The sequence below is a fragment of the Acidovorax sp. JMULE5 genome (assembly GCF_013376875.1).
Lineage (GTDB): Bacteria > Pseudomonadota > Gammaproteobacteria > Burkholderiales > Burkholderiaceae_C > Acidovorax > Acidovorax facilis.
In genome coordinates, this window is record NZ_CP035951.1 from 3,290,515 (window position 1) to 3,309,279 (window position 18,765).

At 67.0% G+C, this 18,765-nt stretch carries 22 protein-coding genes; 9 read left to right on the forward strand and 13 right to left on the reverse strand.

Going from position 1 to position 18,765, the window contains the following annotated elements; all coding sequences use genetic code 11:
• Positions 1-74: 74 nt before the first annotated feature.
• Positions 75-998 (forward strand): LysR family transcriptional regulator, encoded by a 924-nt coding sequence (locus tag EXV95_RS14980; RefSeq protein WP_176887452.1) that lies wholly within the window; start codon positions 75-77, stop codon positions 996-998.
• Between the two features lie 301 nt (positions 999-1,299).
• On the forward strand, positions 1,300-1,854 hold the full coding sequence (locus tag EXV95_RS14985) for a PleD family two-component system response regulator (protein WP_176887453.1): 555 nt from the start codon (positions 1,300-1,302) through the stop codon (positions 1,852-1,854).
• 80 nt (positions 1,855-1,934) lie between these two features.
• Here EXV95_RS14985 and EXV95_RS14990 read toward each other — a convergent pair whose 3' ends face one another.
• The 7 genes from EXV95_RS14990 to EXV95_RS15020 all read right to left on the reverse strand — a co-directional run bounded on the left by EXV95_RS14990 (position 1,935) and on the right by EXV95_RS15020 (position 6,626).
• Positions 1,935-2,411, reverse strand: a complete 477-nt coding sequence (locus EXV95_RS14990) for a peptidylprolyl isomerase (RefSeq protein WP_055397684.1) — start codon at positions 2,409-2,411, stop codon at positions 1,935-1,937.
• A gap of 90 nt (positions 2,412-2,501) precedes the next feature.
• Complete coding sequence (locus EXV95_RS14995; protein WP_176887454.1) at positions 2,502-3,581, reverse strand: pirin family protein; 1,080 nt, start codon at positions 3,579-3,581, stop codon at positions 2,502-2,504.
• Positions 3,582-3,955: 374 nt separating this feature from the next.
• The gene (locus EXV95_RS15000) at positions 3,956-4,339 is read right to left on the reverse strand and encodes a RidA family protein (RefSeq protein WP_176887455.1); all 384 of its coding nucleotides are present in this window, start codon (positions 4,337-4,339) and stop codon (positions 3,956-3,958) included.
• Positions 4,340-4,478: 139 nt separating this feature from the next.
• The gene (locus EXV95_RS15005) at positions 4,479-4,847 is read right to left on the reverse strand and encodes a DUF1428 domain-containing protein (RefSeq protein ID WP_176887456.1); all 369 of its coding nucleotides are present in this window, start codon (positions 4,845-4,847) and stop codon (positions 4,479-4,481) included.
• Between the two features lie 94 nt (positions 4,848-4,941).
• On the reverse strand, positions 4,942-5,445 hold the full coding sequence (locus EXV95_RS15010) for a DUF1579 domain-containing protein (RefSeq protein WP_176887457.1): 504 nt from the start codon (positions 5,443-5,445) through the stop codon (positions 4,942-4,944).
• Between the two features lie 57 nt (positions 5,446-5,502).
• A complete protein-coding gene (locus EXV95_RS15015; RefSeq protein ID WP_176887458.1) occupies positions 5,503-6,162 on the reverse strand; it encodes a glutathione S-transferase family protein in 660 nt (219 codons plus the stop codon).
• 35 nt (positions 6,163-6,197) lie between these two features.
• Positions 6,198-6,626: a VOC family protein gene (locus EXV95_RS15020; RefSeq protein ID WP_176887459.1), complete on the reverse strand. Its 429-nt coding sequence runs from the start codon at positions 6,624-6,626 to the stop codon at positions 6,198-6,200.
• Positions 6,627-6,764: 138 nt separating this feature from the next.
• Here EXV95_RS15020 and EXV95_RS15025 point away from each other — a divergent pair, with 138 nt between their 5' ends.
• Positions 6,765-7,448 (forward strand): TetR/AcrR family transcriptional regulator, encoded by a 684-nt coding sequence (locus EXV95_RS15025; RefSeq protein ID WP_176887460.1) that lies wholly within the window; start codon positions 6,765-6,767, stop codon positions 7,446-7,448.
• A 169-nt stretch (positions 7,449-7,617) separates the two neighbouring features.
• Here the strand turns inward: EXV95_RS15025 and EXV95_RS15030 are convergent, their stop codons facing one another.
• Both EXV95_RS15030 and EXV95_RS15035 read right to left on the reverse strand, forming a co-directional pair.
• Positions 7,618-8,958: a hypothetical protein gene (locus EXV95_RS15030; protein ID WP_176887461.1), complete on the reverse strand. Its 1,341-nt coding sequence runs from the start codon at positions 8,956-8,958 to the stop codon at positions 7,618-7,620.
• A 163-nt stretch (positions 8,959-9,121) separates the two neighbouring features.
• Positions 9,122-10,108 (reverse strand): YafY family protein, encoded by a 987-nt coding sequence (locus tag EXV95_RS15035; RefSeq protein WP_176887462.1) that lies wholly within the window; start codon positions 10,106-10,108, stop codon positions 9,122-9,124.
• Positions 10,109-10,248: 140 nt separating this feature from the next.
• On the opposite strand from EXV95_RS15035, the gene EXV95_RS15040 reads away from it, so the two are divergent.
• Genes EXV95_RS15040 through EXV95_RS15050 form a run of 3 tightly spaced genes read left to right on the forward strand, consistent with a single transcriptional unit; the run spans position 10,249 to position 12,202 of the window.
• Positions 10,249-10,977, forward strand: coding sequence for an NIPSNAP family protein (locus tag EXV95_RS15040; protein ID WP_176887463.1), 729 nt, complete (start codon positions 10,249-10,251; stop codon positions 10,975-10,977).
• A 19-nt stretch (positions 10,978-10,996) separates the two neighbouring features.
• Positions 10,997-11,620 (forward strand): glutathione S-transferase family protein, encoded by a 624-nt coding sequence (locus EXV95_RS15045; protein WP_176887464.1) that lies wholly within the window; start codon positions 10,997-10,999, stop codon positions 11,618-11,620.
• A gap of 60 nt (positions 11,621-11,680) precedes the next feature.
• Positions 11,681-12,202, forward strand: coding sequence for a hypothetical protein (locus EXV95_RS15050; protein ID WP_176887465.1), 522 nt, complete (start codon positions 11,681-11,683; stop codon positions 12,200-12,202).
• 141 nt (positions 12,203-12,343) lie between these two features.
• Here the strand turns inward: EXV95_RS15050 and EXV95_RS15055 are convergent, their stop codons facing one another.
• Positions 12,344-13,243, reverse strand: a complete 900-nt coding sequence (locus tag EXV95_RS15055; protein WP_176887466.1) for an oxidoreductase — start codon at positions 13,241-13,243, stop codon at positions 12,344-12,346.
• A gap of 171 nt (positions 13,244-13,414) precedes the next feature.
• On the opposite strand from EXV95_RS15055, the gene EXV95_RS15060 reads away from it, so the two are divergent.
• Together EXV95_RS15060 and EXV95_RS15065 are read left to right on the forward strand one after the other, a co-directional pair.
• A complete protein-coding gene (locus tag EXV95_RS15060) occupies positions 13,415-14,389 on the forward strand; it encodes a LysR family transcriptional regulator (protein ID WP_176887467.1) in 975 nt (324 codons plus the stop codon).
• Positions 14,390-14,581: 192 nt separating this feature from the next.
• Positions 14,582-15,094: an SRPBCC family protein gene (locus EXV95_RS15065; protein WP_176887468.1), complete on the forward strand. Its 513-nt coding sequence runs from the start codon at positions 14,582-14,584 to the stop codon at positions 15,092-15,094.
• 38 nt (positions 15,095-15,132) lie between these two features.
• Here the strand turns inward: EXV95_RS15065 and EXV95_RS15070 are convergent, their stop codons facing one another.
• Entirely contained in the window at positions 15,133-16,008 is an 876-nt protein-coding gene (locus EXV95_RS15070; RefSeq protein ID WP_255484751.1) for a hypothetical protein, read from the reverse strand.
• A gap of 108 nt (positions 16,009-16,116) precedes the next feature.
• Positions 16,117-16,917, reverse strand: coding sequence for an SDR family oxidoreductase (locus EXV95_RS15075; RefSeq protein WP_176887469.1), 801 nt, complete (start codon positions 16,915-16,917; stop codon positions 16,117-16,119).
• A 138-nt stretch (positions 16,918-17,055) separates the two neighbouring features.
• Here EXV95_RS15075 and EXV95_RS15080 point away from each other — a divergent pair, with 138 nt between their 5' ends.
• A complete protein-coding gene (locus EXV95_RS15080) occupies positions 17,056-17,979 on the forward strand; it encodes a LysR family transcriptional regulator (protein WP_176887470.1) in 924 nt (307 codons plus the stop codon).
• A 191-nt stretch (positions 17,980-18,170) separates the two neighbouring features.
• Here EXV95_RS15080 and EXV95_RS15085 read toward each other — a convergent pair whose 3' ends face one another.
• Entirely contained in the window at positions 18,171-18,749 is a 579-nt protein-coding gene (locus EXV95_RS15085; RefSeq protein WP_176887471.1) for a DUF1439 domain-containing protein, read from the reverse strand.
• Between the last annotated feature and the right edge of the window lie 16 nt (positions 18,750-18,765).

Genomic DNA, 18,765 nt, shown 5'->3' on the forward strand with positions numbered 1-18,765 from the left:
TAGCTATTGCAAACCGCGATGTGAATAACCAATAACCGCTTTTCATAATTGCGGCATCCGCAATAATTGGTCGCATGGACTACCTCGACACCCTGCGCTGTTTTGTGACCGTGGCCGATGCCGGCGGCTTTGCCGTGGCAGGGCGGCGGCTGGGCTGCTCGGCCACGGCTGTCACGCGTGCCATTGCGGCGCTGGAGGCGCGGCTGGGTGTGCTGCTGTTCCAGCGCAGTACACGTTTGGTGCGGCTGACCGAGGCCGGCGAGCGCTTCTTGCAAGACTGCCGCCCCATCCTGAACGACCTGCACGAGGCCGAGCAGGCAGCCAGCGGTGCACAGGCCGAGGCCCAGGGGCTGCTGTCCATCACCGCGCCGCAGATGTTCGGCATCCAGCATGTGGCGCCCATCGTGCAGGGCTTCTTGCAGGCCCAGCCACGTGTGCAGGTGCGCACGCTGTTCGTCAACCGGCTGGTGCATTTGCTCGATGAAGGCATGGACGTGGCCATCCGCATCGCGCACCTGCCTGACTCCGGCCTCACTGCGGTGCAGGTGGGCGCGCTGCGCCGCCTGGTGGTGGCGTCACCCGCCTACCTGGCGCAACACGGCGAGCCGCGGCACCCCGACGAGCTTGCCGCGCACCGCGCCATCGGCTTCTCATTCGATGCGCGGGCCGTGGCGCCCTGGAAGTTCAAGGACGGCGCCACGGGCCAGCCGCAGTTTGCATGGATCAGCAACAGCAACGAGGTGGACATCGCCGCTGCCGAAGCAGGCCTGGGCCTCACGCGCTGCCTGGCCTACCAGGCCGCCGCCAGCCTGCGCGCGGGGCGGCTGCGCATCGTGCTGGCCGAGCACGAACTACCGCCCGTGCCCGTGCACATCGTCTACCCCGCCGGGCGGCGCGCACCGGCCAAGGTGCGCGCGTTTGTGGAGTTTGCGCGCGAGCGGCTGGCGGCAGAGCCGGTGCTGCGCGGGCGTGGGCTGGTGCGCGGCGGTGCGCAGTGACAGGCCATACTTCGAGTATTTTTGGCCTCTACCGCCTATCTATCAAGCGCTGGCAGCTATCAATTTTGAAATTGTTACGGGGCGGCGTTGTTCAACGGGGACGGGACCGTCGCCCGCTCTTTCTCCGTGACACGGAACACGCCGCACGGAGCGGCGGCCGCATCTGGAATACTTGCGCCCTGTGGACACGAGATGTGCGAATGCGCCCGTCACTCACCCATCCAGCGGCCATCCGCTGGAACCCAGCGAACGCAATGACCCGCCGCACGCCATCCAAGAACGAAAGAAACGAGACAGCACCATGAGCATCTTCGACCGGCTTCTGGGCAGTGTGCGCAAACCGACGGGGAAGCCCGAAGCCCCCCCCTTCCCACCAGCGGCACCCGTGGAACGCCGCCAGCGCAAACGTGTCAACGCCCGCAAGGGCACCACGGTGCTGATCATTGACGACTCGCCGACTGTTGTGGCCGTGCTGCGCAAGGCACTTCGATCTGCAGGCTATGACACCCGCGAGGCGCTCGACGCCGAGCAGGGCCTCGCCCTGATCGCAGAGGAAGCGCCCGAACTGATCTTCCTCGACATCATCCTGCCGGGCATGAACGGGTTCAACGCGCTGCGCGCGATCCGCAAATTGCCCGCTTCGCAGCACATCCCCGTGATCATGATCAGCGGCAACGAGCATGCCACCGAGCAGTTCTACGCCAACCGCATCGGCGCGGACGACTTCATGAAGAAGCCGTTCTCGCGCCACGAGATCTTTGCCCGCATCGAGGCGCTGCTCGACGAGGAGTTCGTCCCCCGGCGCAGAGCGGGTGATGCGGGCCCCACACCGGCGCCTGCGACGGCCCCGTTGTAACGACAACCACGCCGTCCTCACCCAGAGCCTCTCTCAACAGAGGCTGCAGGCGCCTGCTGTGTCGTCTCTCCCTTGGCTCATCAATGCTGATGCCCGTGCGCGCCGTGCACATGCCGGTGCGCAATTTCTTCAGCACTGGCAGCGCGCACTTCGGTGACCTTGCAGCTGAACTTCAGCGCCTGCCCGGCCAGCGGGTGGTTGCCGTCCAGGTGCACTTCGGGGCCCTTGATCTTGACGACGTTGAACAGGGCGGGCTGGCCGTCAGTGCCCATGCCCTGCAGCTGGCCGCCCACCTTCACGCCCGGGGGGAACTCGGTCTTGGGGATGGTGCGCACCAGGCTTTCGTCGCGGGCGCCGAAGGCGTCTTCCACGGCCAGGTCCAGCGCGGTGGTGAAGCCGACGGCCTGGCCTTCGAGGGCGGCTTCGACCTTGGGGAAGATGTTTTCATAGCCGCCGTGCAGGTATGACAGGCTGCCCGCGTCCAGCGGCTTGCCCTGCGGTGTAGTGACCTTGTACGTGATGGTGACGGCGGTGTCTTTGGTGATGGTGGTGGCCATGGTGGTATCTGCTTGCGCTAAAAGCGTGCATTGTCCACGAGGCGCCCGGTGGCCGCCGGGCACCTCGGGGGCGGGGCGCGCCGCCCCGGCTTACGCGCCAGCCGTCGCCTCTGCCGGCCGCTCTTCTTCCGCCTGCCCCGGATACCGCGCAAACCGCCGTGCCTCGGTGCCATGCACCGGGTCCTGGTCGGGCCAAGGCCACCCGCCGAACTGGGTGCGGCGGTAGTCGTTCATGGCCTGCATGATCTCCGCCTGCGTGTTCATCACAAACGGGCCGTACTGCGCCACGGGCTCGCCAATGGGGCGGCCCTGCAGCACCAGGCATTCGACGGCGGTGGTACCAGTGTTGGTCAGGGTCCAGTCCTCGGTGGCCCGCACCTGCAGCGCTGCGTGGCGGTCCACGTCTTGCGGGCCGACGCGCAGGCTGTCGCCCACAAAGAAGTACAGCATGCGCTGCGTGGTCTCACCCTTCGCCGCAGGCAGTGTCCATTCAGCACCGGGCTCCAGGTGCAGCGTCCAGATGGCGACGTCGCCTTCGGGCTGGGAGGCCCAGGATTCGGGCGGCGGCGACAGCGGATCGGGCGCGCCGGGCAGCGCACCGGCCACCACTGTCACCGTGGTGGCGCGGCCTGCAGCGTCGTGGTGCACCAGGCGCGGGATGCGCTCGTTCCACAGCATGGTGAAGTGCGGCGCCACCATCTTGTTCTTCGCGGGCAGGTTCAACCAGATCTGGAACAGCTCCAGAGGGTTGGGCTCCGTAGCGTTGAGCAGCGGAAACATCTCGGAATGCACGATGCCCTTGCCAGCGGTGACCCACTGCACATCGCCGCCACCAAAACGCGCCGCCGCGCCCAGCGAGTCGGAATGGTCGATGAGGCCCTTGCGCACCAGCGTCACCGTCTCAAAACCCCGGTGCGGGTGGCCCGGAAAGCCCGGCACGGTGTCGCCGTGGTACATGCTCCAGCCGTCCTTGCCGCTGAAGTCGCTGCCGATCTGGCGGTCTTCAATCGGCACGGCGGGGCCGAACGCGGCGTTGCCTGCGGGGTAGGCATCGTCGTGGTGGGCGCAGAAAAGAAACGGGTCCATCGTGGGCCACTGCGGACCGAGCAGCTGGGCGCGCACGATGGGCACCAGAGCGGTGCTTGCTGCAGCAGGTGTGGACGACGACATACGGGGGCTCCTCGTGTTGTGCACCGCCACTATCGGGCGGTATGCCAGTGGAATATGGAGCCAATGGTGCCTGAGCAGAAGTGCTGTGGGTGGAACAGTGCGATGCGGCGGGCAGGACAGTGAGGGGCTTTGCGCCGCGTGTTCTGCCCGAAAATTCGAGGGAAATTAGGCTCTAGCGCTTATCTGACAAGCGCTGGTGGCTATGCTTTTGAACGTCCAAACGGCCACTGGCGGCCAGGGGCAGCTGGTGGGGCACTTGAAAGCGGTCGCTCCGCGTTGACATGAGGGGTGACTAAAAAGCGCAGCCTTTTAGGTATCCCCTCCATGGAAGGGGTAGGCGCCATTTGGCCATTTGGCCATTTGATGCGATGCCCTCATGCCTTGATCACTGTGGCGTCAATCTCTACGAGTTGTCCCACGTAGCCCAGTCCGGCAACACCGAGCAGGGTAGCTGGCGGAACTTGGCCCCCAAACCAACCTGCGACCGCTGACCATGCCGCAGTGAGACTTGCTTGATCTCCCATCACGTACACGGCCAATTGTCGAATGTCCTTGACTTGAAATTCGTGTACTGCGAGGAGCCGCTCCAAGTTGCGCAAACACTGCAAGGCTTGTGCGCCCGGGTCTTGTGGGCCTACCAGGTGGCCACGGGAGTCGAGAGGAACCTGGCCAGCCACGAAAAGGCGATTGCCGAGGCGATCCGCGTAGCGGTATTGCGGCGTGGCTGAGAGTCCTGCATTGAGTTCGGCTTCATTCATCGGACATGGTCAAGTTGACTGCGGTTTGAGAACTTGGCTGCAGCCCTCTCAGATACGGAGAGCCGTGCAGCGTGGGATTGTTGACGCCCAGGAGTGTGAAGTCATAAGCGAGCACGGGCTGCGCGACGCCAACAGCTGCTCAAGCCTTCACCTCCACCACCTGCTCGAAGCCGCCAAAGATCATGCGTTTGCCATCAAAGGGCATGGGAGGGTTGCCGGGTTGGGACGGGTCCATGCGCGGGTCTTCCATCATCTTCTTCATGCCCGCGTCGCGCGTGGCTTTGTCGGGCCACTCGACCCACGAAAAGGCCACCGTCTCCTCGGCCGTGGCCTGGACCGCGCGGCGGAAATCGGTGACTTTGCCGTCGGGGACGTCGTCGCCCCAACTTTCGATCACACGGATCGCGCCCAGCTCGATGAACATCGCGTCGAAATGGCGCGCGTGCTCAATGAACTTCTGCTTGTTGGCGGTGGGGACCGCGATCACGAAACCATCGATGTAGGACATAGCTTGACTCCTGTGAGGTTGACCATGGGATGCGCCCGGCAGTGGGCACCACGTATTCGTTCGGCGAAAGCGGGCCGGAGCCCGCCCGCCTCCATCACTTGCGCCGATAAGTCGCCTGCATCATCTGCGACCAGCTGCCATCCGGCTGCAGCCCGAACGATGTCAAGGTGCGTTCGTTCGCGTTCACCAGCGTGATCACGTCGCGGTAGCGGGCGGTCTTGCCGTCGTCCTTGAAGCTGGGGCCTTCGGTCTCCAGGGTCAGCACCTTCTGGTCGGCATCGAGCGTGCCTTCGTACACGAACATGTGGGTCATCATCGAGCCCACCCAGGTGCCGCGAAACACGCTCTTCTCGGGGTCGTAGCCCAGCGTCATCAGCATGTGGGCTTCGCCCCCGCCGGGCATGGTGCCCGTGCCTTCGCACAGCACCCACAGGTCGCCCAGGGCGCGCACATGCTCGGAGCCGGTGGATTGCTCTTGAGCGGGGGCGCCGGACTCGCCGGATTCGCTGGGTGGGGCGTCGCAGGTGGCGTCGCTGGTCCAGTCGCCAATCAGCTGCTGCAGCCAGCGGTGCATGGCATGGGGTTCGGCATTCATCATGTTGGTCTCCTTGGTGGTTGGGGTTTGGCGATTCAATCGACTGGGTGGTCGATCCACTCAATCACGGTCTGGCGCCCCGAGCGGAAAGTAGTGGCGGTAGGGGCGGCCGCCCTCCATGGCTTGCGCAAACGAGGGCCGCGCCAGCAGCCGCGCACGGTAGGCGTGCAGCACCGGGTAGGTGGCGGCAATGGGATGCGTCCAGTCGGCGTAGAAGAGTGCGGGCGCTGCTGCGCAGTCGGCCATGCTGAAGGCGTTGCCCGCTGCCCAGGTCCGCCCGGCCCATTCGCCTTCCAGCCATGCATAGGCCTTCTCCAGCTTGTCGGCGGCCCAGGCCACGCCGTCAACACGCTTGGCGGGGTCGCCAGTCAACGCAGCGTTCACCGCGTGCTGGACGGGCGCCATCACGTGCAGGTCAAAGAACCGGTCCATGAACCGCACCTGCAACGCCGCTGCAGGGTCGGCTGGTATCAGCTGCACAGGCCCCGGGTGGGCCATCTGCAGGTGCTCGATCACGATGCTGCTCTCCACCACCGTGTGATCGCCATCCACCAGAAGCGGAAACGTTGCCAACGGCCAGCGGCGCAGCCATTCGGGCGCATGGTTGCCCGGCGCAGCGGGGTCGAGATTGCGCAATTCAAAGGGAGTCCCGTTTTCATACAGCCCAGTCAGCACCTTCTGGGTGTACGACGAGAAAGGGTGTCCATAGAGGGCAAGCATGGCCGTACCTGTGTTGGAGCTCTGGTGCGCTTCGCTCATTCGGGCGCCACCACCATCCACGGCACGCCAAAGCGGTCGGCCACCATGCCGAAGGCCTGCGAGAAGAAGGTCTTGGCCAGCGGCATCTGCACCTGGCCACCGTCGGCCAGCGCATTGAACAGGCGCTGGGCCTCCGCTTCGCTCGCGGGGCTCAGCGCCAGCGAGATGCCCTGGAAGCTGGCCTTGCCCGACCCCATGCCGTCCGATGCCATCAGCGTCGTCTCGCCCACGGTGAATTCGGCGTGCATGACCATCTCGCGCGTGGGGCCTGGGCCGCTGCCGTCGGCGCAACCCTGTCCTGCAGCGGGCTCGGGGTTGTCCTTGTAGCGCATGAGGGTGCCGACCTTGGCGCCCAGGGCGCTGCGGTAAAAGTCCAGCGCTTCTTCGCAACGGCCTTCAAACATCAGGTAGGACTCGACTTTCATGGGGTCTCCTTGCAAACCAGGCCGTTCATCCCATGAAGGCCTGGGAGGGTCATAAAAAAAGAAAGTGCCCACCTCATTGTGGACACCGTCCACAAACAATAGCAAAGATAATGGACAGTGTCCACATCGAAGTCCGCCATGCCCGTAACCAATCGCAACGCCCCCCCCGCTAGCTCTGCCAAGACTGCCAGCGCAGGCCCCGCCCCGCGCGCCACCTACCGCCATGGCGACCTGCGGCGCGCGCTGCTGGACGCCGGTGTCGAGCTGGCCCGACAGGGTGGCCCCGACGCTGTGGTGCTGCGCGAGGCCACACGCCGCGCGGGGGTGGCGCCCAACGCGGCCTATCGCCACTTTGCCAACCGCGACGATTTGCTGGCCGCCGTGCGCGCCGCCGCCGTGGCCGCTGCCGCGCACTTCATGGAGGCCGAACTGGCCCAGGCACCCACCACCGGCACCCGCACCGAACAGGCCCACGCCAAGGTGCGCGCTGTGGGCGCAGGCTACATGCGGTTTGCGCATGCCGAAACGGGCCTGTTCCGCACCGCGTTCGGAGGCCGCTTCACCGTGCAGACCCATCCCGACCCGGCCATGGGCGGCGCCACGGGCCTCAATCCTTTTCAGCACCTGAGCGCCGCGCTGGATGACCTGGTCACCGCTGGCGCCCTGCCAGCCGAGCGCCGCCCCGGCGCGGAGTACCTGGCATGGTCCACCGTGCACGGTATGGCGCTGCTCAGCATTGACGGGCCACTGCGCGGCACGCCGCAGCCCCTGCTGGACGGGCTGGGGCAGCGGTTGCTGGACATGGTGGAGCGGGGGATCTGAACGCCGGATTTGAAGCCTTATGGGCCTGTAGCGCTTTTCCAGAAAGCGCAACCAGCTATTCAATCAATAGCAATTGATCGCCGTCAAAGCCCATGCAGTTGCGCTGACACGGTCATTTGCAGCGCAGAGGCTCCTGTTCGGGTTCGCGCAGCCTCGGCTCTGCGAGAGATCAGCGCACGCCTTGCTGGTTGGCCAACGCGCGCAGTGGCTCATCGTTGTAGACCCACACCCCCCACCGGCCCTCGACCGCGCTCAAGGTGGCCTCGCTACCGGATTTGATCCACGCCAGTCGGCTCTGGCGGCCAGGCAACTGGATGGGGGGAACGTGGGCTGCCTCCGCGCCGATGGACTTGGCTTGGCCATCGGCCACGGCAAAGCGGTAGGTCTGCCACGCGTCCGCACGGCCCAGCAAGGCGGTGTGGACCAGCAAAGGCTCAATGACAAAGGCCACCGCTGCCACCCACAGCGCGGCGGCAAAGGCGAGAGCAGGCTTGGACAAGGGCTCGCGCGGCTGGGCCGGTGCGCCCGGTGCGTCACTTGGCAGGGGGGCCCGGTGCCGAACCCACCCTTTCCATGCCAGCGCCCACAGGGCCAGCGTGCCCAAGGCCCACGCTGCGCGATCCATCCAAGTGGGCAAAGCGTGCAGGTGGATATGGGGTGCGAACAGCATCAAACTCCAGCCTGTCAAAAATACCAGGATGGTCCCCCCCAGCAGCACCAGCGCCTCGGGCTGCCGACTCAGGTCGGGGCCAGCCGGGGCGGTGCCCGGCCAGGGCAACGCCAAGCCTGGGACGGGGGCGTGTTGCTGAAGAGCCCGGATCAAGCGCAGGTCCGCGAACGCCGCAGCCAGTTGGGCACTGTTGATGGACCCGGCCCACGGGTCAGCCAACGGAGATGGGCTGCCAGTGGGCTTCAGGCGTGGGCGTGGCGGGTCACTGGCGCGAAACCAGAACGCGGGTCGCAGGACGCGCTGGCGGCCATGCCTCAGTTGCAGCACGATCTCTACCCAGGCCAGTTGGGGGACCAGCCCGCTCGCCATGCTCGAACGGCGCGTGGTGATGTTCTGCACCTCGCTCCAGGCGACCTGCCAGTTCTGCCCGAACAGGTGGTGCAAGCCCAGCGGAAGACGGTGCTCTTGCCGAACGCCCTGCGCGCTGATGCAGAGCTTGAGATGGCGACTCCACAGCCAACGGGTTCCCACAATCGCCATCGCGAAAAACGGGTACAGCCAAGGCAACCAGGCCATGCCTTTTTCGCGGGCTTTTTGCCAAAAGCCTGCCCCCAGGGCTCGCCACCCCTCCCAGTCCAACCGGCCCAGCTCAGGAAAAATGCGGAGCAGGCTCCACGCTGCATAGGCCAGTACCGCCAGCGCCACCGCCCCGGCCAACAGCCACTGCACGCGGGGGCTGATAAGGGGTGCCACATGGGATTGAATGGGCCGGTACACCAGCACCTCCTCGCCAGGGGAGCCCCCGCCGAAAAGGAAGCGATCCGACGGGAATGGCGCCATGGTGTGTATCGGGTGCATGAATGGGGCGGGACGGGATCAAGACGGGTGCATTATGAGGTCGCCCCCAGCCGAAAGCAGTGGCGCTGGGATTCAAGGGATTTTGGCACCTAGCGCTTATGAGGCAAGCGCTGGCAGCTATCAAATTAACAGCAAGAACATCCCTTCACCGCAAGCTAACCCCATACAGACGCGCCGTGGCGCGCACCCGTTCCACCAGCGCGCGGCGCAACGCCGCAGGCCGCAGCACCTCCACCTGCGGAGACAGCCGCATGAGTTGCCCGCAGGCGTGTTCCACCGACTCAATGGGAATGGTGACGGCCACGCGCCCGTCCTTGCGGCGGGGCGGCGGGGCCGCAGCCACCGCGCGGGCCACGGCGCTGCTGAGCGCGCGCAGGCCCTTGAGCCCGGCCGGTGTGGCCAGCAACGCCGCCTCGCCGGTGTAGATCCCTGCTTCAAAACGCTGGATCGACTGCGCCCAGTAACTGGCCAGGTCAAACCGCGCCGGGCGGCGCACGGGTGTGGCCAGCGCCGTGGCAGCCCGGATGTTCGACACGCGGTAGGTGCGCGGTCCGCCTTCTGTCGTACCCGCAGGCCTTGCCACCAGGTACCAGACACCCGCCTTGAGCACCAGCCCCAGCGGGCTCACCGTACGCTCCACCGTGTCAGCCCAGCTCTCGTAGCGCATCGCGATCTGGTGACCGCTCCACACCGCAGCGGCCACGGTGGGCAGGTGGGGCGTGGGGTCGCTCTCGCGGTACCAGTCCACCGGGTCCAGGTGCAGGCGGGTGCTCACGCGCTGGGCGTCTTCGCGCCACGAAGCGGGCAGCGACGACAAAAGCTTCAGCCGCGCGCCCTCCACATCGCCGCCCAGCCCCAGGTCCTGCGCGGGGCCGGGCAGGCCGCTCAAGAACACGGCCTGCGCCTCGGAAGGCGTGAGCCCGGTGAGCGTGGTCTTCCAGCCTGGCAGCAGCGCAAAGCCACCGTTGCGCCCGCGCTCGGCATAGATGGGCACACCGGCCGCACTGAGCTGGTCCACATCGCGGTACAGCGTGCGCACGGAGACCTCCAGTGCCTCGGCCAGCGCTTGCGCACTCATGCGGCCCTGGGTTTCAAGCAGCATTTGAAGGGAAAGCAGGCGGCTGGCGCGCATGGGCAGGCGGTTGTGTGGGGTAACTGGGGGTAATGGGGCAAAGACAAAAGATAGCGCAAATACCTGCCATGGGTTGGCAGGTATTGCGGCGCAGACTCCGATCCTGACCTTGTTCCACCCCCCAAAAACCCGGAGCCCGCATGCCCACCGCCGACCACCACCCCATCGTCGAACTGCGCCAATACACCCTGCACCCAGGGCAGCGCGACGCACTGATCGACCTCTTCGACCGCGAGTTCGTTGAAACACAGGAGGCCCATGGCATGCGCGTGCTGGGCCAGTTCCGCGACCTCGATCAGCCCGACCTGTTTGTCTGGCTGCGCGGCTTTGCCGACATGGACGTACGCCGCCGCGCGCTCGAAGCCTTCTATGGCGGCCCCGTGTGGGCTGCGCACCGCGCTGCCGCCAACGCCACCATGATCGACTCTGACAACGTGCTGCTGCTGCGCCCCGCGTGGCCCGGGGCGGCGTCCACGTTGCCGCAACACGCCCGGCCCGCGCCGGGCGCCACAGGCACTGCGGCGGGTGTGCTGGACGCCACGGTGTTCTATCTGCACGAGCCCGCCACCCCGGCCTTGCTGGACTATTGCCGCCACCGCATGGCCCCCGCGCTGCAGCGCGGCGGCGCGCGCCAGGTGGCTTGGTACAGCACCGAAGCCAGCCCCAACACCTTTCCCCGCCTGCCGGTGCGCGCGGGCGAGCATGTGCTGCTGGGGCTGGCGCTGTTTGGCGATGCAGCGGCGCTGCAGTCCTTTGCCAACAGCGGCGCCTGGGCGCGGGACGTAGCCCCGGGGCTTGCCCCCTGGCTGGCCCGGGCGCCCGAGACGCACCGGCTGCAGCCCACGGCGCGCTCGGCGTTGCATGCCTGATCGCAAAGGAGAAGAGCCCATGTCCACACCCGCCTCCCTGCTGCTGTACGGCGCCGCAGGTTCCGGCCACTCGTACAAGGTTCGGTCGCTGCTTTTACTGACTGCCACCCCGCACCGCTACCAGCCGATTGCGCTCGATACGCCCCGGGTCGAGCGCCCCGCGGACTTTGTGGCAGCCAGCCACTTCGGTGAAGTGCCGGTCCTCGTCGATGGCGGCACCGCCTATTGCCAATCCAATGCCATCCTGCTCCATCTGGCGCAGCGCACCCACGCGTTCTGTGGCGCTGCGGCGGAAGGGAGCGCCATCCTGGAATGGCTTTTCTGGGAGACGAACCGCATTGGCTTCAGCGTGCCCAACCTGCGCCTTGCACTGCGGTGGGTGCCACAGCCCGCCGAGGTTCTGGCCTACCTGCGCGCACGCGCCATGGCAGACCTTGCCACGCTGAACGAAACACTCGCAAGCTCGGCGTTCCTGGTGCCCTCCGGCCCCACCATCGCAGACCTCGCCTGCTCTGCGTATCTCTTCTGGCTGCCCGAGGCGGGCCTGGCCAAAGAGGACTTCCCCCATGTGTCGCGCTGGCTGGGCTCCCTGCGCGCGCTGCCCGGCTGGGTTCATCCCGACGAGGCCATGGCGTCGCCCTGATCGTCGTTCTGATCGTAGTTCTGATCCTTCTCCCCTCACGCAACCAGGTCACCGAACACCATGCAAGACACCATCACAACCCCGACCACCGGCCACCACGCCGCCCGCGACTTCGACTTCCTCATGGGCTCCTGGCACATCCGCAACACGCGCCTGGTGCACCGGCTTCAGGGCTGCAACGACTGGGAGGTGTTCGACGCCACCGGCACCGCGCGGCCGCTGCCCGGCGGCATCGGCAACTACGACGACTTCATCCCCACCACCTGGAAGCCCGGCTTTGTGGGCATGGCGCTGCGCGTGTTCAGCCCTGAGGCACAGCGCTGGAGCATCTACTGGCTCGACAACACCACCGGCGGCGTGGACGCGGCCACCGGGCTGCTGCATCCGCCCGTGGTGGGCGGGTTTCGCGATGGCGTGGGCATCTTCGAGGGCCAGGAGATCTTCGAGGGTCGCCCCGTGCGCGTGCGCTTTGAGTGGTCGCAGATGCACACCGGCGCACCGCGCTGGCAGCAGGCTTTTTCGGACGACGGTGGGGCCACCTGGGAAGTCAACTGGGTGATGGAGTTTGCGCGGCCGGTGTGAGGCCCTGCACACCATTGCAGGGGTGGGCGGCGGGCACGGCATCCGCCATTCCATCCAACCACACCATCGCCACTGATTGAGAACAAAAATAGCATCCAGCGCTTATCCCATCAGCACTAACAGCTATTAAATCAGGAGCTTTTATCCAGCAGACAGCGCCTGGGCCTCCTCACGCTCCTGCACCGGAAAATCCGTGGACGCCGCTACGGCCCGCCACTGCGCGGTCTCTTGCGCCACGAAGGCATGCGTGTCGGCAATGGTCTGCAGCGTGTCGGTGCCCAGTGGCAGGCGCAGCGGCGGTGTGGGGCTGGCCACCAGCTTCATCACGGCCTGGGCCAGGCGCACGGGGTCGCCAGGCTGGTTCAGGTTGATGCGGCGCGCAGCCTCGCGCACGGCGCCCGCGCTGGCGGCGTAGTCGTCCAGCACACGTGGCGCCACGGCCAGCGAGGCACCATCAAGGAACTCGGTGCGGAAGTACCCGGGCTGCACCGCCGTGGCATGGATGCCCAGCGGGGCCAGCTCGGCGTGCAGCGCCTCGGTCAGGCCTTCCACCGCGAACTTGGTGGCGCAGTACACGCCAAAACCGGCACTGGAGCGCACGCCACCCAGCGACGAGATGTTGATCACGTGCCCTGCGCGGCGCGCGCGCATGGCGGGCAGCACGGCCCGGGTCACATGCAGCAGGCCGAACACGTTGGTGTCGAACAGTCGCAGCACTTCGTCGGCGGTGGATTCCTCCACCGCACCCAGCAGGCCGTAGCCCGCGTTGTTGACCAGCACGTCGATGCGGCCAAAGCGCTCCAGCGCGGCGCCCACTGCGTGGCGGGCCTGGGCTTCGTCGGTCACGTCGAGCGCCACCGGCAACAGTGCGTCGCTGGGGCCCAGGCGCCTTTCAATCGACGCGGCATCGCGGGCCGTGGCGACCACGGCGTCGCCCTGGGCGAGCGCAGCCTCGGCAATGCGGGCGCCAATGCCGCGCGAGGCGCCGGTAATCATCCAGACGCGGGGGAAGGAGGAAGGGAGAGCAGTCGAAGCCGTCATGGCGGAAGTCCTTGAAAGGGATTGAAAGCGGGGTTCTGGCAAACGCAGCACGCTGAGATGCAAAGGCGCGGCCATGGAGGTGAACTGTAGGCAGACCATTGCCATCGCACTAGCCCATAATTGCTGACTTCATTCACAAGTAAAACTTGCCAATACCTCGGAACGGACACCATGGCCATCAATGAACTGCGTGCCATTGCCACGTTTGCCAAAGCCGCCGAACTGGGCAGCCTGCGGCAGGCGGCCTCGGCCCAGAGCATCACCCCGCAGGCTGCCAGCCTGGCGCTGGGGCAGCTCGAATCGCACCTGGGCGTGCGGCTGTTCCACCGCACCACGCGCAGCCTGAGCCTGACCGAGGAGGGGCGCCAGTTTCTGGAGGCCGCGCTGCCGGGCCTCGCGACCCTGCAGCGGGCGGTACACGGCGCGCGGCGCGGGCGCGAGGAGATTGCGGGGCCGCTGCGCATCGTGGCGCCGCGCTCCATCATGCTGGAGGTGGTCTGGCCCGTGCTCGACGCGTTCTGCCACCGCTACCCGCTGGTGGAGCCCGATGTGCAGCTGGACGACCGCATCGGCAACTGGGTGGAGGACCGGGTGGACGTGGGTTTCCGCTCGGGCTACCCGCCCGAGGGCGGGGTGATTGCGCGGCGCCTGATGGCGCTACAGCTGGTGGTGTGCGCCACGCCGGACTACCTGGCCCGGCATGGCACACCCACCCGCATCGAAGACCTGGCACAGCACCGCTGCAGCGGGTTTCGCCACCCCACCACCGGCAAGCCCATGCCGTGGGAGTTTCAGGTGGGCGATGACATCGTGGCCCATGCCATACCGCCTGCGTTCTGCGTCAACGACATCGAGCTGGAAGCGCGCGCGGTGCTGGGCGGCCACGCCATCGGCCAGCTTGTCGGCGTGACGGCGGCGCCACTGGTGCGCAGCGGGCAACTGGTGCCCGTGCTGACCGAATTCGTGCCCCAGCACCTGGGCCTGTACGTGTACTACGGCAGCCGGGCGGCGCAGCCGGCCCGCGCGCGCGCCTTCATCGATCTGGCGGTGGAGATGCTGGCCGACAACCCGGCGTTCGGACTGAGCGTGCAGGAGCTGCGGGGCCCGGCTCCAAAGCCCCGGCGACGCAAAGCTTCGGCCACCTGAACGGGCTCCGGCCGCCGATGGCTGCCGTGTGCGCCCGCCGCGTCGGCGCACAACGTCTTCGCCCGTGAAAGAGGCGATTGCGGGTCATTTGGCAAACAGTCCGTTGCGGAGAAGGGTATTTATCGGTGTGGTCGCACGCCCTACAGTGACTTGACTGCCCGAGAGGGCGGAAGCAACGCACCGGATTCACCCATGACCACCTTCTCTGCCACGGTCCAGACGCACATCAAGGCCTCCCCGGCACTGGCGTTCCAGCACATCGCGCCCATTGACCCGCGCACCCTGTTCACCGGCTACGGGCCGTTGCCCGCAGTGATCGGCACGCGCGACCAGACGGGCGCCTGGGACACGCCGGGGCAGACGCGCACCGTGGCGCTGTCCGACGGCAGCGTGGCCGAAGAAAGGCTCAAGCACTACCACCCTGCGCAGTACTTCAGCTACACCGTCAGCGGCTTCACGGGTGCACTGCGCTGGCTGGCCACGGGCGCCAATGGGGCCTGGTGGTTTGACCCGCAGGCGGGCGGCACGCAAACCACGGTGCGCTGGCGCCACGCGTTTCATCCCCGCTCCAAATGGGCCGCGCCGGTGCTCTGGCTGCTGGCCAACGTGCTGTGGCGCGGCTACATGCGCAAGGCGCTGCGGCTGGCCAAGATGCAGATCGAGACCCCACTGCGTGCGCCCGGAGGCCCAGCGATTTCAGCCTGAGGCGGCCCTCATCCGACCCGACGACTGCCCACCACGGCTCAGTTGCTTTTGGCTTCGAAGAATGGCGTGCCCTGAATGGCCGACGGGCTGACGGTAAACGTTCTCAGGGGCTCCAGGGGCGGGGTCTCGCCTTGTTTCGGCGCAGGGCGCGGGGCGCCAGGATTCAGCGCGGGGGCTATGCAACCCGTGCGCACCGTTTGCACCACTTCAGGGTCCAGCGCCCGGCGTTTGCCCAGGCGGCTGCCCGACAGAAACAGCATGTCCCCTTTCAGCTCGGCCCTCTGGCTCATCAGCGGCAAGGCCTGCAGCGGATCAAACCCCACACGCACTGAATTGGCACCGTCCAGCCGGTACTGCACCACCTTCACGACCGCTGGCTTGCCCGGGGCTTCCTCCACCACGTCGCCCAGGTAAAAGTAGCGCACGGCCTCTGAAGGCAGTGGGGGCAGCGGATAGTTTTCAGACCAGCTGCTGTGGTCCGGGCCAAACAGCGGGCGCAGCGTGGCCGGGGCCTTGTCATCCGCCGACACCGCAAACACCGGCGCGCGGGCACTGGACAGCGTGGTGCCGTGGAAGTCGAACTCCACCATGGCGCCCAGCGCTGCCACCTTGCGGGCGTAGGCCGGGAACAAGGTCTGGTCCGGCCGCACCTGCTGCAGCCGGACTCCGCTGCCTTCCGCCTTCCAGCGGCCCGCCATCAGCATGTCCAGCACCCCACCCGTCACCGCAAAACAAAAGGTGTTGTCGTCCAGCAGCGCCAGTTGCGTGATGGTGTCCACGGAACGCCCCCGGTATTCGCCCACATAGCCCGACTCGGCGGGCGTGGCTGCGTGCAGGGAGACGCTGACCATCAGCGCGGTCAACGCTGCTGCAGGGGCGCAGGCATTGCGCAAAGTGCGGAGGGTGAGGTTCACAAAAGGGTCCCAGGTGGAAGGGTGAACCACTATATCGCCCTGGGCGCAACCCGCGCGCGCAACGCCACCCACCAGCACAAAACCCAAAGAGCCCCGAGCTACCTTGGCTCAGGCAGCAAACCCGCCATCGATGAGCAGGCTGGCCCCGGTCACCATGCCCGACTCCGGCCCCGCCAGATAGGCCACCATGCCCGCGATCTCGTCGGGGTGGGCATGGCGGCCGAGCGCCATCATGCCGTGCATGTTGCTGGCCAGGGGGCCGTCGGCGGGGTTCATGTCGGTGTTGACCGGGCCAGGCTGCACGTTGTTCACCGTGATGCCACGCGGTCCCAGGTCGCGCGCCAGCCCCTTGGTGAGGCCCACGATGGCGGCCTTGCTCATGCCATAGACGCTGAAGCCTGCCCATGGCACACGGTCGGAGTTGGTGCTGCCGATGGTGATGACGCGGCCATAGGCACCGCCCTGGCCCATGTGGCGCACGGCAGCCTGCGTGGCCACAAACACCGCGCGCACGTTCACGTTGAGCGTGTGGTCGAAATCGGCGAGGGCAAAGCTGTCGATCTCGCCCGCCACCGCCACGCCGGCGTTGTTGACGAGGATGTCGAGGCGGCCCAGCGTGCGCGCGGCCGTGTCGATGGCTTGCGTGAGGGCGGCGGCGTCTGCACTGTCGGCGCGCAGCGCCAGGGCCTTGCCGCCGACCGCTTCAATAGCCGCCACCAGCGCCTGCGCCGGGGCTTCGGAGCTGCTGTAGGTGAAGGCCACGGCCGCTCCGTCGCGCGCCAGGCGCTGGACGATGGCGGCGCCGATGCCACGCGCGCCGCCGGTGACAAAGGCCACCTTGCCCGCCAACAGGCGTGACGCGCTGGCAGGCAGCGTGGTGGGGGCGGATGTATCGGGCACAGAAGACATGGTGTTTTTCCTCAAAAATCAGATGGTTGAAAGGTTCTTCACGGAACCAGGAACACCTGCAGTTTCAGAAAAACATTGCTTTACTGGTAGCCAGGAATGGGCTGGATCTATTTCAACCTGCAGTTGAAAATACAAACCATGCAACCCCTGAGCCACCTCGAATCGTTCGTCAAATCCGCCGAGTGCGGCAGCTTCTCGGCCGCCGCGCGGCTCATGGGCCTGACGCCTGCCGCCGTAAGCAAGAACGTCGCGCGGCTGGAGGCAGGCCTGGGCGTGCGGCTGTTCCAGCGCAGCACGCGGCGCCTCACGCTCACCGAAGGCGGGCAGCGCCTGCTGGCGCAGATCAGCCCGCCGCTGACCGCGCTGGCCGATGCGGTGGACCACGCGGCCGAGGCCGAGCAGCAGCCTGCGGGCACGCTCAAGGTGAGCATGGGCCAGGCCTTTGGCCGCGCCTACATCGTGCCGCTGCTCACCGAGTTTTTGCAGCGCTACCCGGCCATCCAGCCCGACTGGCGCTTTGAGAACCGCCAGGTTGATCTGATCGGCGAGGGTTTTGACGCCGGCATTGGCGGCGGCCTGAACCTGAACCCCGACATGGTGGCGCGCACGCTGGGGCCGATCCACCTGGTGGTGGTGGCCGCCCCCGCGCTGCTGCAGGGCCGCAAGGCGCCGCGCCACCCGGCAGACCTGGCGCAGTGGGACGGCATTGCGCGCCGCGCCATCCGCACGGGGCGCGTGCCGGTGACCACGCTGCGCAACAAGGTGGGCGACGCTGCAGCGGCAGAGTTCCGCCCCCGCATCGTGTTCGACGACCCCGAGGCCATGTGCCAGGCCGCACTGATGGGCCTGGGCCTGGCCGTGCTGCCCATGCCGTTTGCCCAGCCCTGGCTGGCGCGCGGCGACCTGGTGCGGGTGCTGCCGGGCTGGTGGGCGGATGCAGGGCCGACATCGCTGTACTACCCCAGCAAAAAGCTGCTGCCAGCGCGCACGCGGGTGTTTGTGGATTTTGTGGTGGAGCAGGTCGCGCTGCGCGGGTTTGCGCAGCGGGTGCGGGGCGATTGAGCGCAAGCCCCTGCGCGAGACAGACCTGCGCAACCTGCGCCACCCTCGGCCCAGCCCTGGTGGGAGAGTGCGGGGAGAGGGAGAACAAGCGCGGCGCACGCGAAGCCCCGTCTCCCCCACCCGCTCCCGCGAGGGGAAAGGGAGTTAACACCGGCGCTGCGGCGATGGAAGGCGGCCGTGCCCAGCGGGCGTCATGGCTGCTTGCCCACAAACGCCACGGTGAGCCCCTTGGCCGTCACCGTGATGGGCCCTGGCTGCAGCCCCAGGCCGTCGAACATGGCCGTGTCCTGCGGGCGCAGTTGGTGCAAGGTGACTTCGCGCAGGGATTGTTCGGCCAGCACGGGGGCATAGGCATTGATCAGTTCGGTGACGGCCGGTTTGAGCGTGGGGAAATCCAGCCGCCCCAGCCGGATCTGGTGGGCGCGCAGCGTGCGGTCACTGGCTTCATAGCGCAACGCAAACTCCACATCGAACGTGCCCGCGTGGCTGCGCCGCAGCGCAGCGCCCGCCGCGTCCACCGCCATGACGGCGCCCAGGCGATTGACCTCAGGCAGCAGGCGCAGGCGCGGGGGTTGCAGGGTGAGATCGAACAGGCCTTGCACCGGCACACTGCGCGGGAACTTCGTGGCCACCATCTCCTGCAGCTGCGCGAGCGGCACGGTGTAGCTGGGCAAGGCCCCTGCGCCGCGCCCGGGCAGCAGCAACAAGGCACCGCCGCCCAGAGTGATTGCGCGCGAGGCGGTGGTCAGAAATCGTCTGCGATGCAGCATGGGGGTATCTCCTTGA

Coding starts and splice junctions, on each gene's coding strand:
- EXV95_RS14980 (WP_176887452.1), top strand. CDS start 75: ATGGACTACCTCGACACCCTGCGCTGTTTTGTGACCGTGGCCGATGCC.
- EXV95_RS14985 (WP_176887453.1), top strand. CDS start 1,300: ATGAGCATCTTCGACCGGCTTCTGGGCAGTGTGCGCAAACCGACGGGG.
- EXV95_RS14990 (WP_055397684.1), bottom strand. CDS start 2,411: ATGGCCACCACCATCACCAAAGACACCGCCGTCACCATCACGTACAAG.
- EXV95_RS14995 (WP_176887454.1), bottom strand. CDS start 3,581: ATGTCGTCGTCCACACCTGCTGCAGCAAGCACCGCTCTGGTGCCCATC.
- EXV95_RS15000 (WP_176887455.1), bottom strand. CDS start 4,339: ATGAATGAAGCCGAACTCAATGCAGGACTCTCAGCCACGCCGCAATAC.
- EXV95_RS15005 (WP_176887456.1), bottom strand. CDS start 4,847: ATGTCCTACATCGATGGTTTCGTGATCGCGGTCCCCACCGCCAACAAG.
- EXV95_RS15010 (WP_176887457.1), bottom strand. CDS start 5,445: ATGATGAATGCCGAACCCCATGCCATGCACCGCTGGCTGCAGCAGCTG.
- EXV95_RS15015 (WP_176887458.1), bottom strand. CDS start 6,162: ATGCTTGCCCTCTATGGACACCCTTTCTCGTCGTACACCCAGAAGGTG.
- EXV95_RS15020 (WP_176887459.1), bottom strand. CDS start 6,626: ATGAAAGTCGAGTCCTACCTGATGTTTGAAGGCCGTTGCGAAGAAGCG.
- EXV95_RS15025 (WP_176887460.1), top strand. CDS start 6,765: ATGCCCGTAACCAATCGCAACGCCCCCCCCGCTAGCTCTGCCAAGACT.
- EXV95_RS15030 (WP_176887461.1), bottom strand. CDS start 8,958: ATGGCGCCATTCCCGTCGGATCGCTTCCTTTTCGGCGGGGGCTCCCCT.
- EXV95_RS15035 (WP_176887462.1), bottom strand. CDS start 10,108: ATGCGCGCCAGCCGCCTGCTTTCCCTTCAAATGCTGCTTGAAACCCAG.
- EXV95_RS15040 (WP_176887463.1), top strand. CDS start 10,249: ATGCCCACCGCCGACCACCACCCCATCGTCGAACTGCGCCAATACACC.
- EXV95_RS15045 (WP_176887464.1), top strand. CDS start 10,997: ATGTCCACACCCGCCTCCCTGCTGCTGTACGGCGCCGCAGGTTCCGGC.
- EXV95_RS15050 (WP_176887465.1), top strand. CDS start 11,681: ATGCAAGACACCATCACAACCCCGACCACCGGCCACCACGCCGCCCGC.
- EXV95_RS15055 (WP_176887466.1), bottom strand. CDS start 13,243: ATGACGGCTTCGACTGCTCTCCCTTCCTCCTTCCCCCGCGTCTGGATG.
- EXV95_RS15060 (WP_176887467.1), top strand. CDS start 13,415: ATGGCCATCAATGAACTGCGTGCCATTGCCACGTTTGCCAAAGCCGCC.
- EXV95_RS15065 (WP_176887468.1), top strand. CDS start 14,582: ATGACCACCTTCTCTGCCACGGTCCAGACGCACATCAAGGCCTCCCCG.
- EXV95_RS15075 (WP_176887469.1), bottom strand. CDS start 16,917: ATGTCTTCTGTGCCCGATACATCCGCCCCCACCACGCTGCCTGCCAGC.
- EXV95_RS15080 (WP_176887470.1), top strand. CDS start 17,056: ATGCAACCCCTGAGCCACCTCGAATCGTTCGTCAAATCCGCCGAGTGC.
- EXV95_RS15085 (WP_176887471.1), bottom strand. CDS start 18,749: ATGCTGCATCGCAGACGATTTCTGACCACCGCCTCGCGCGCAATCACT.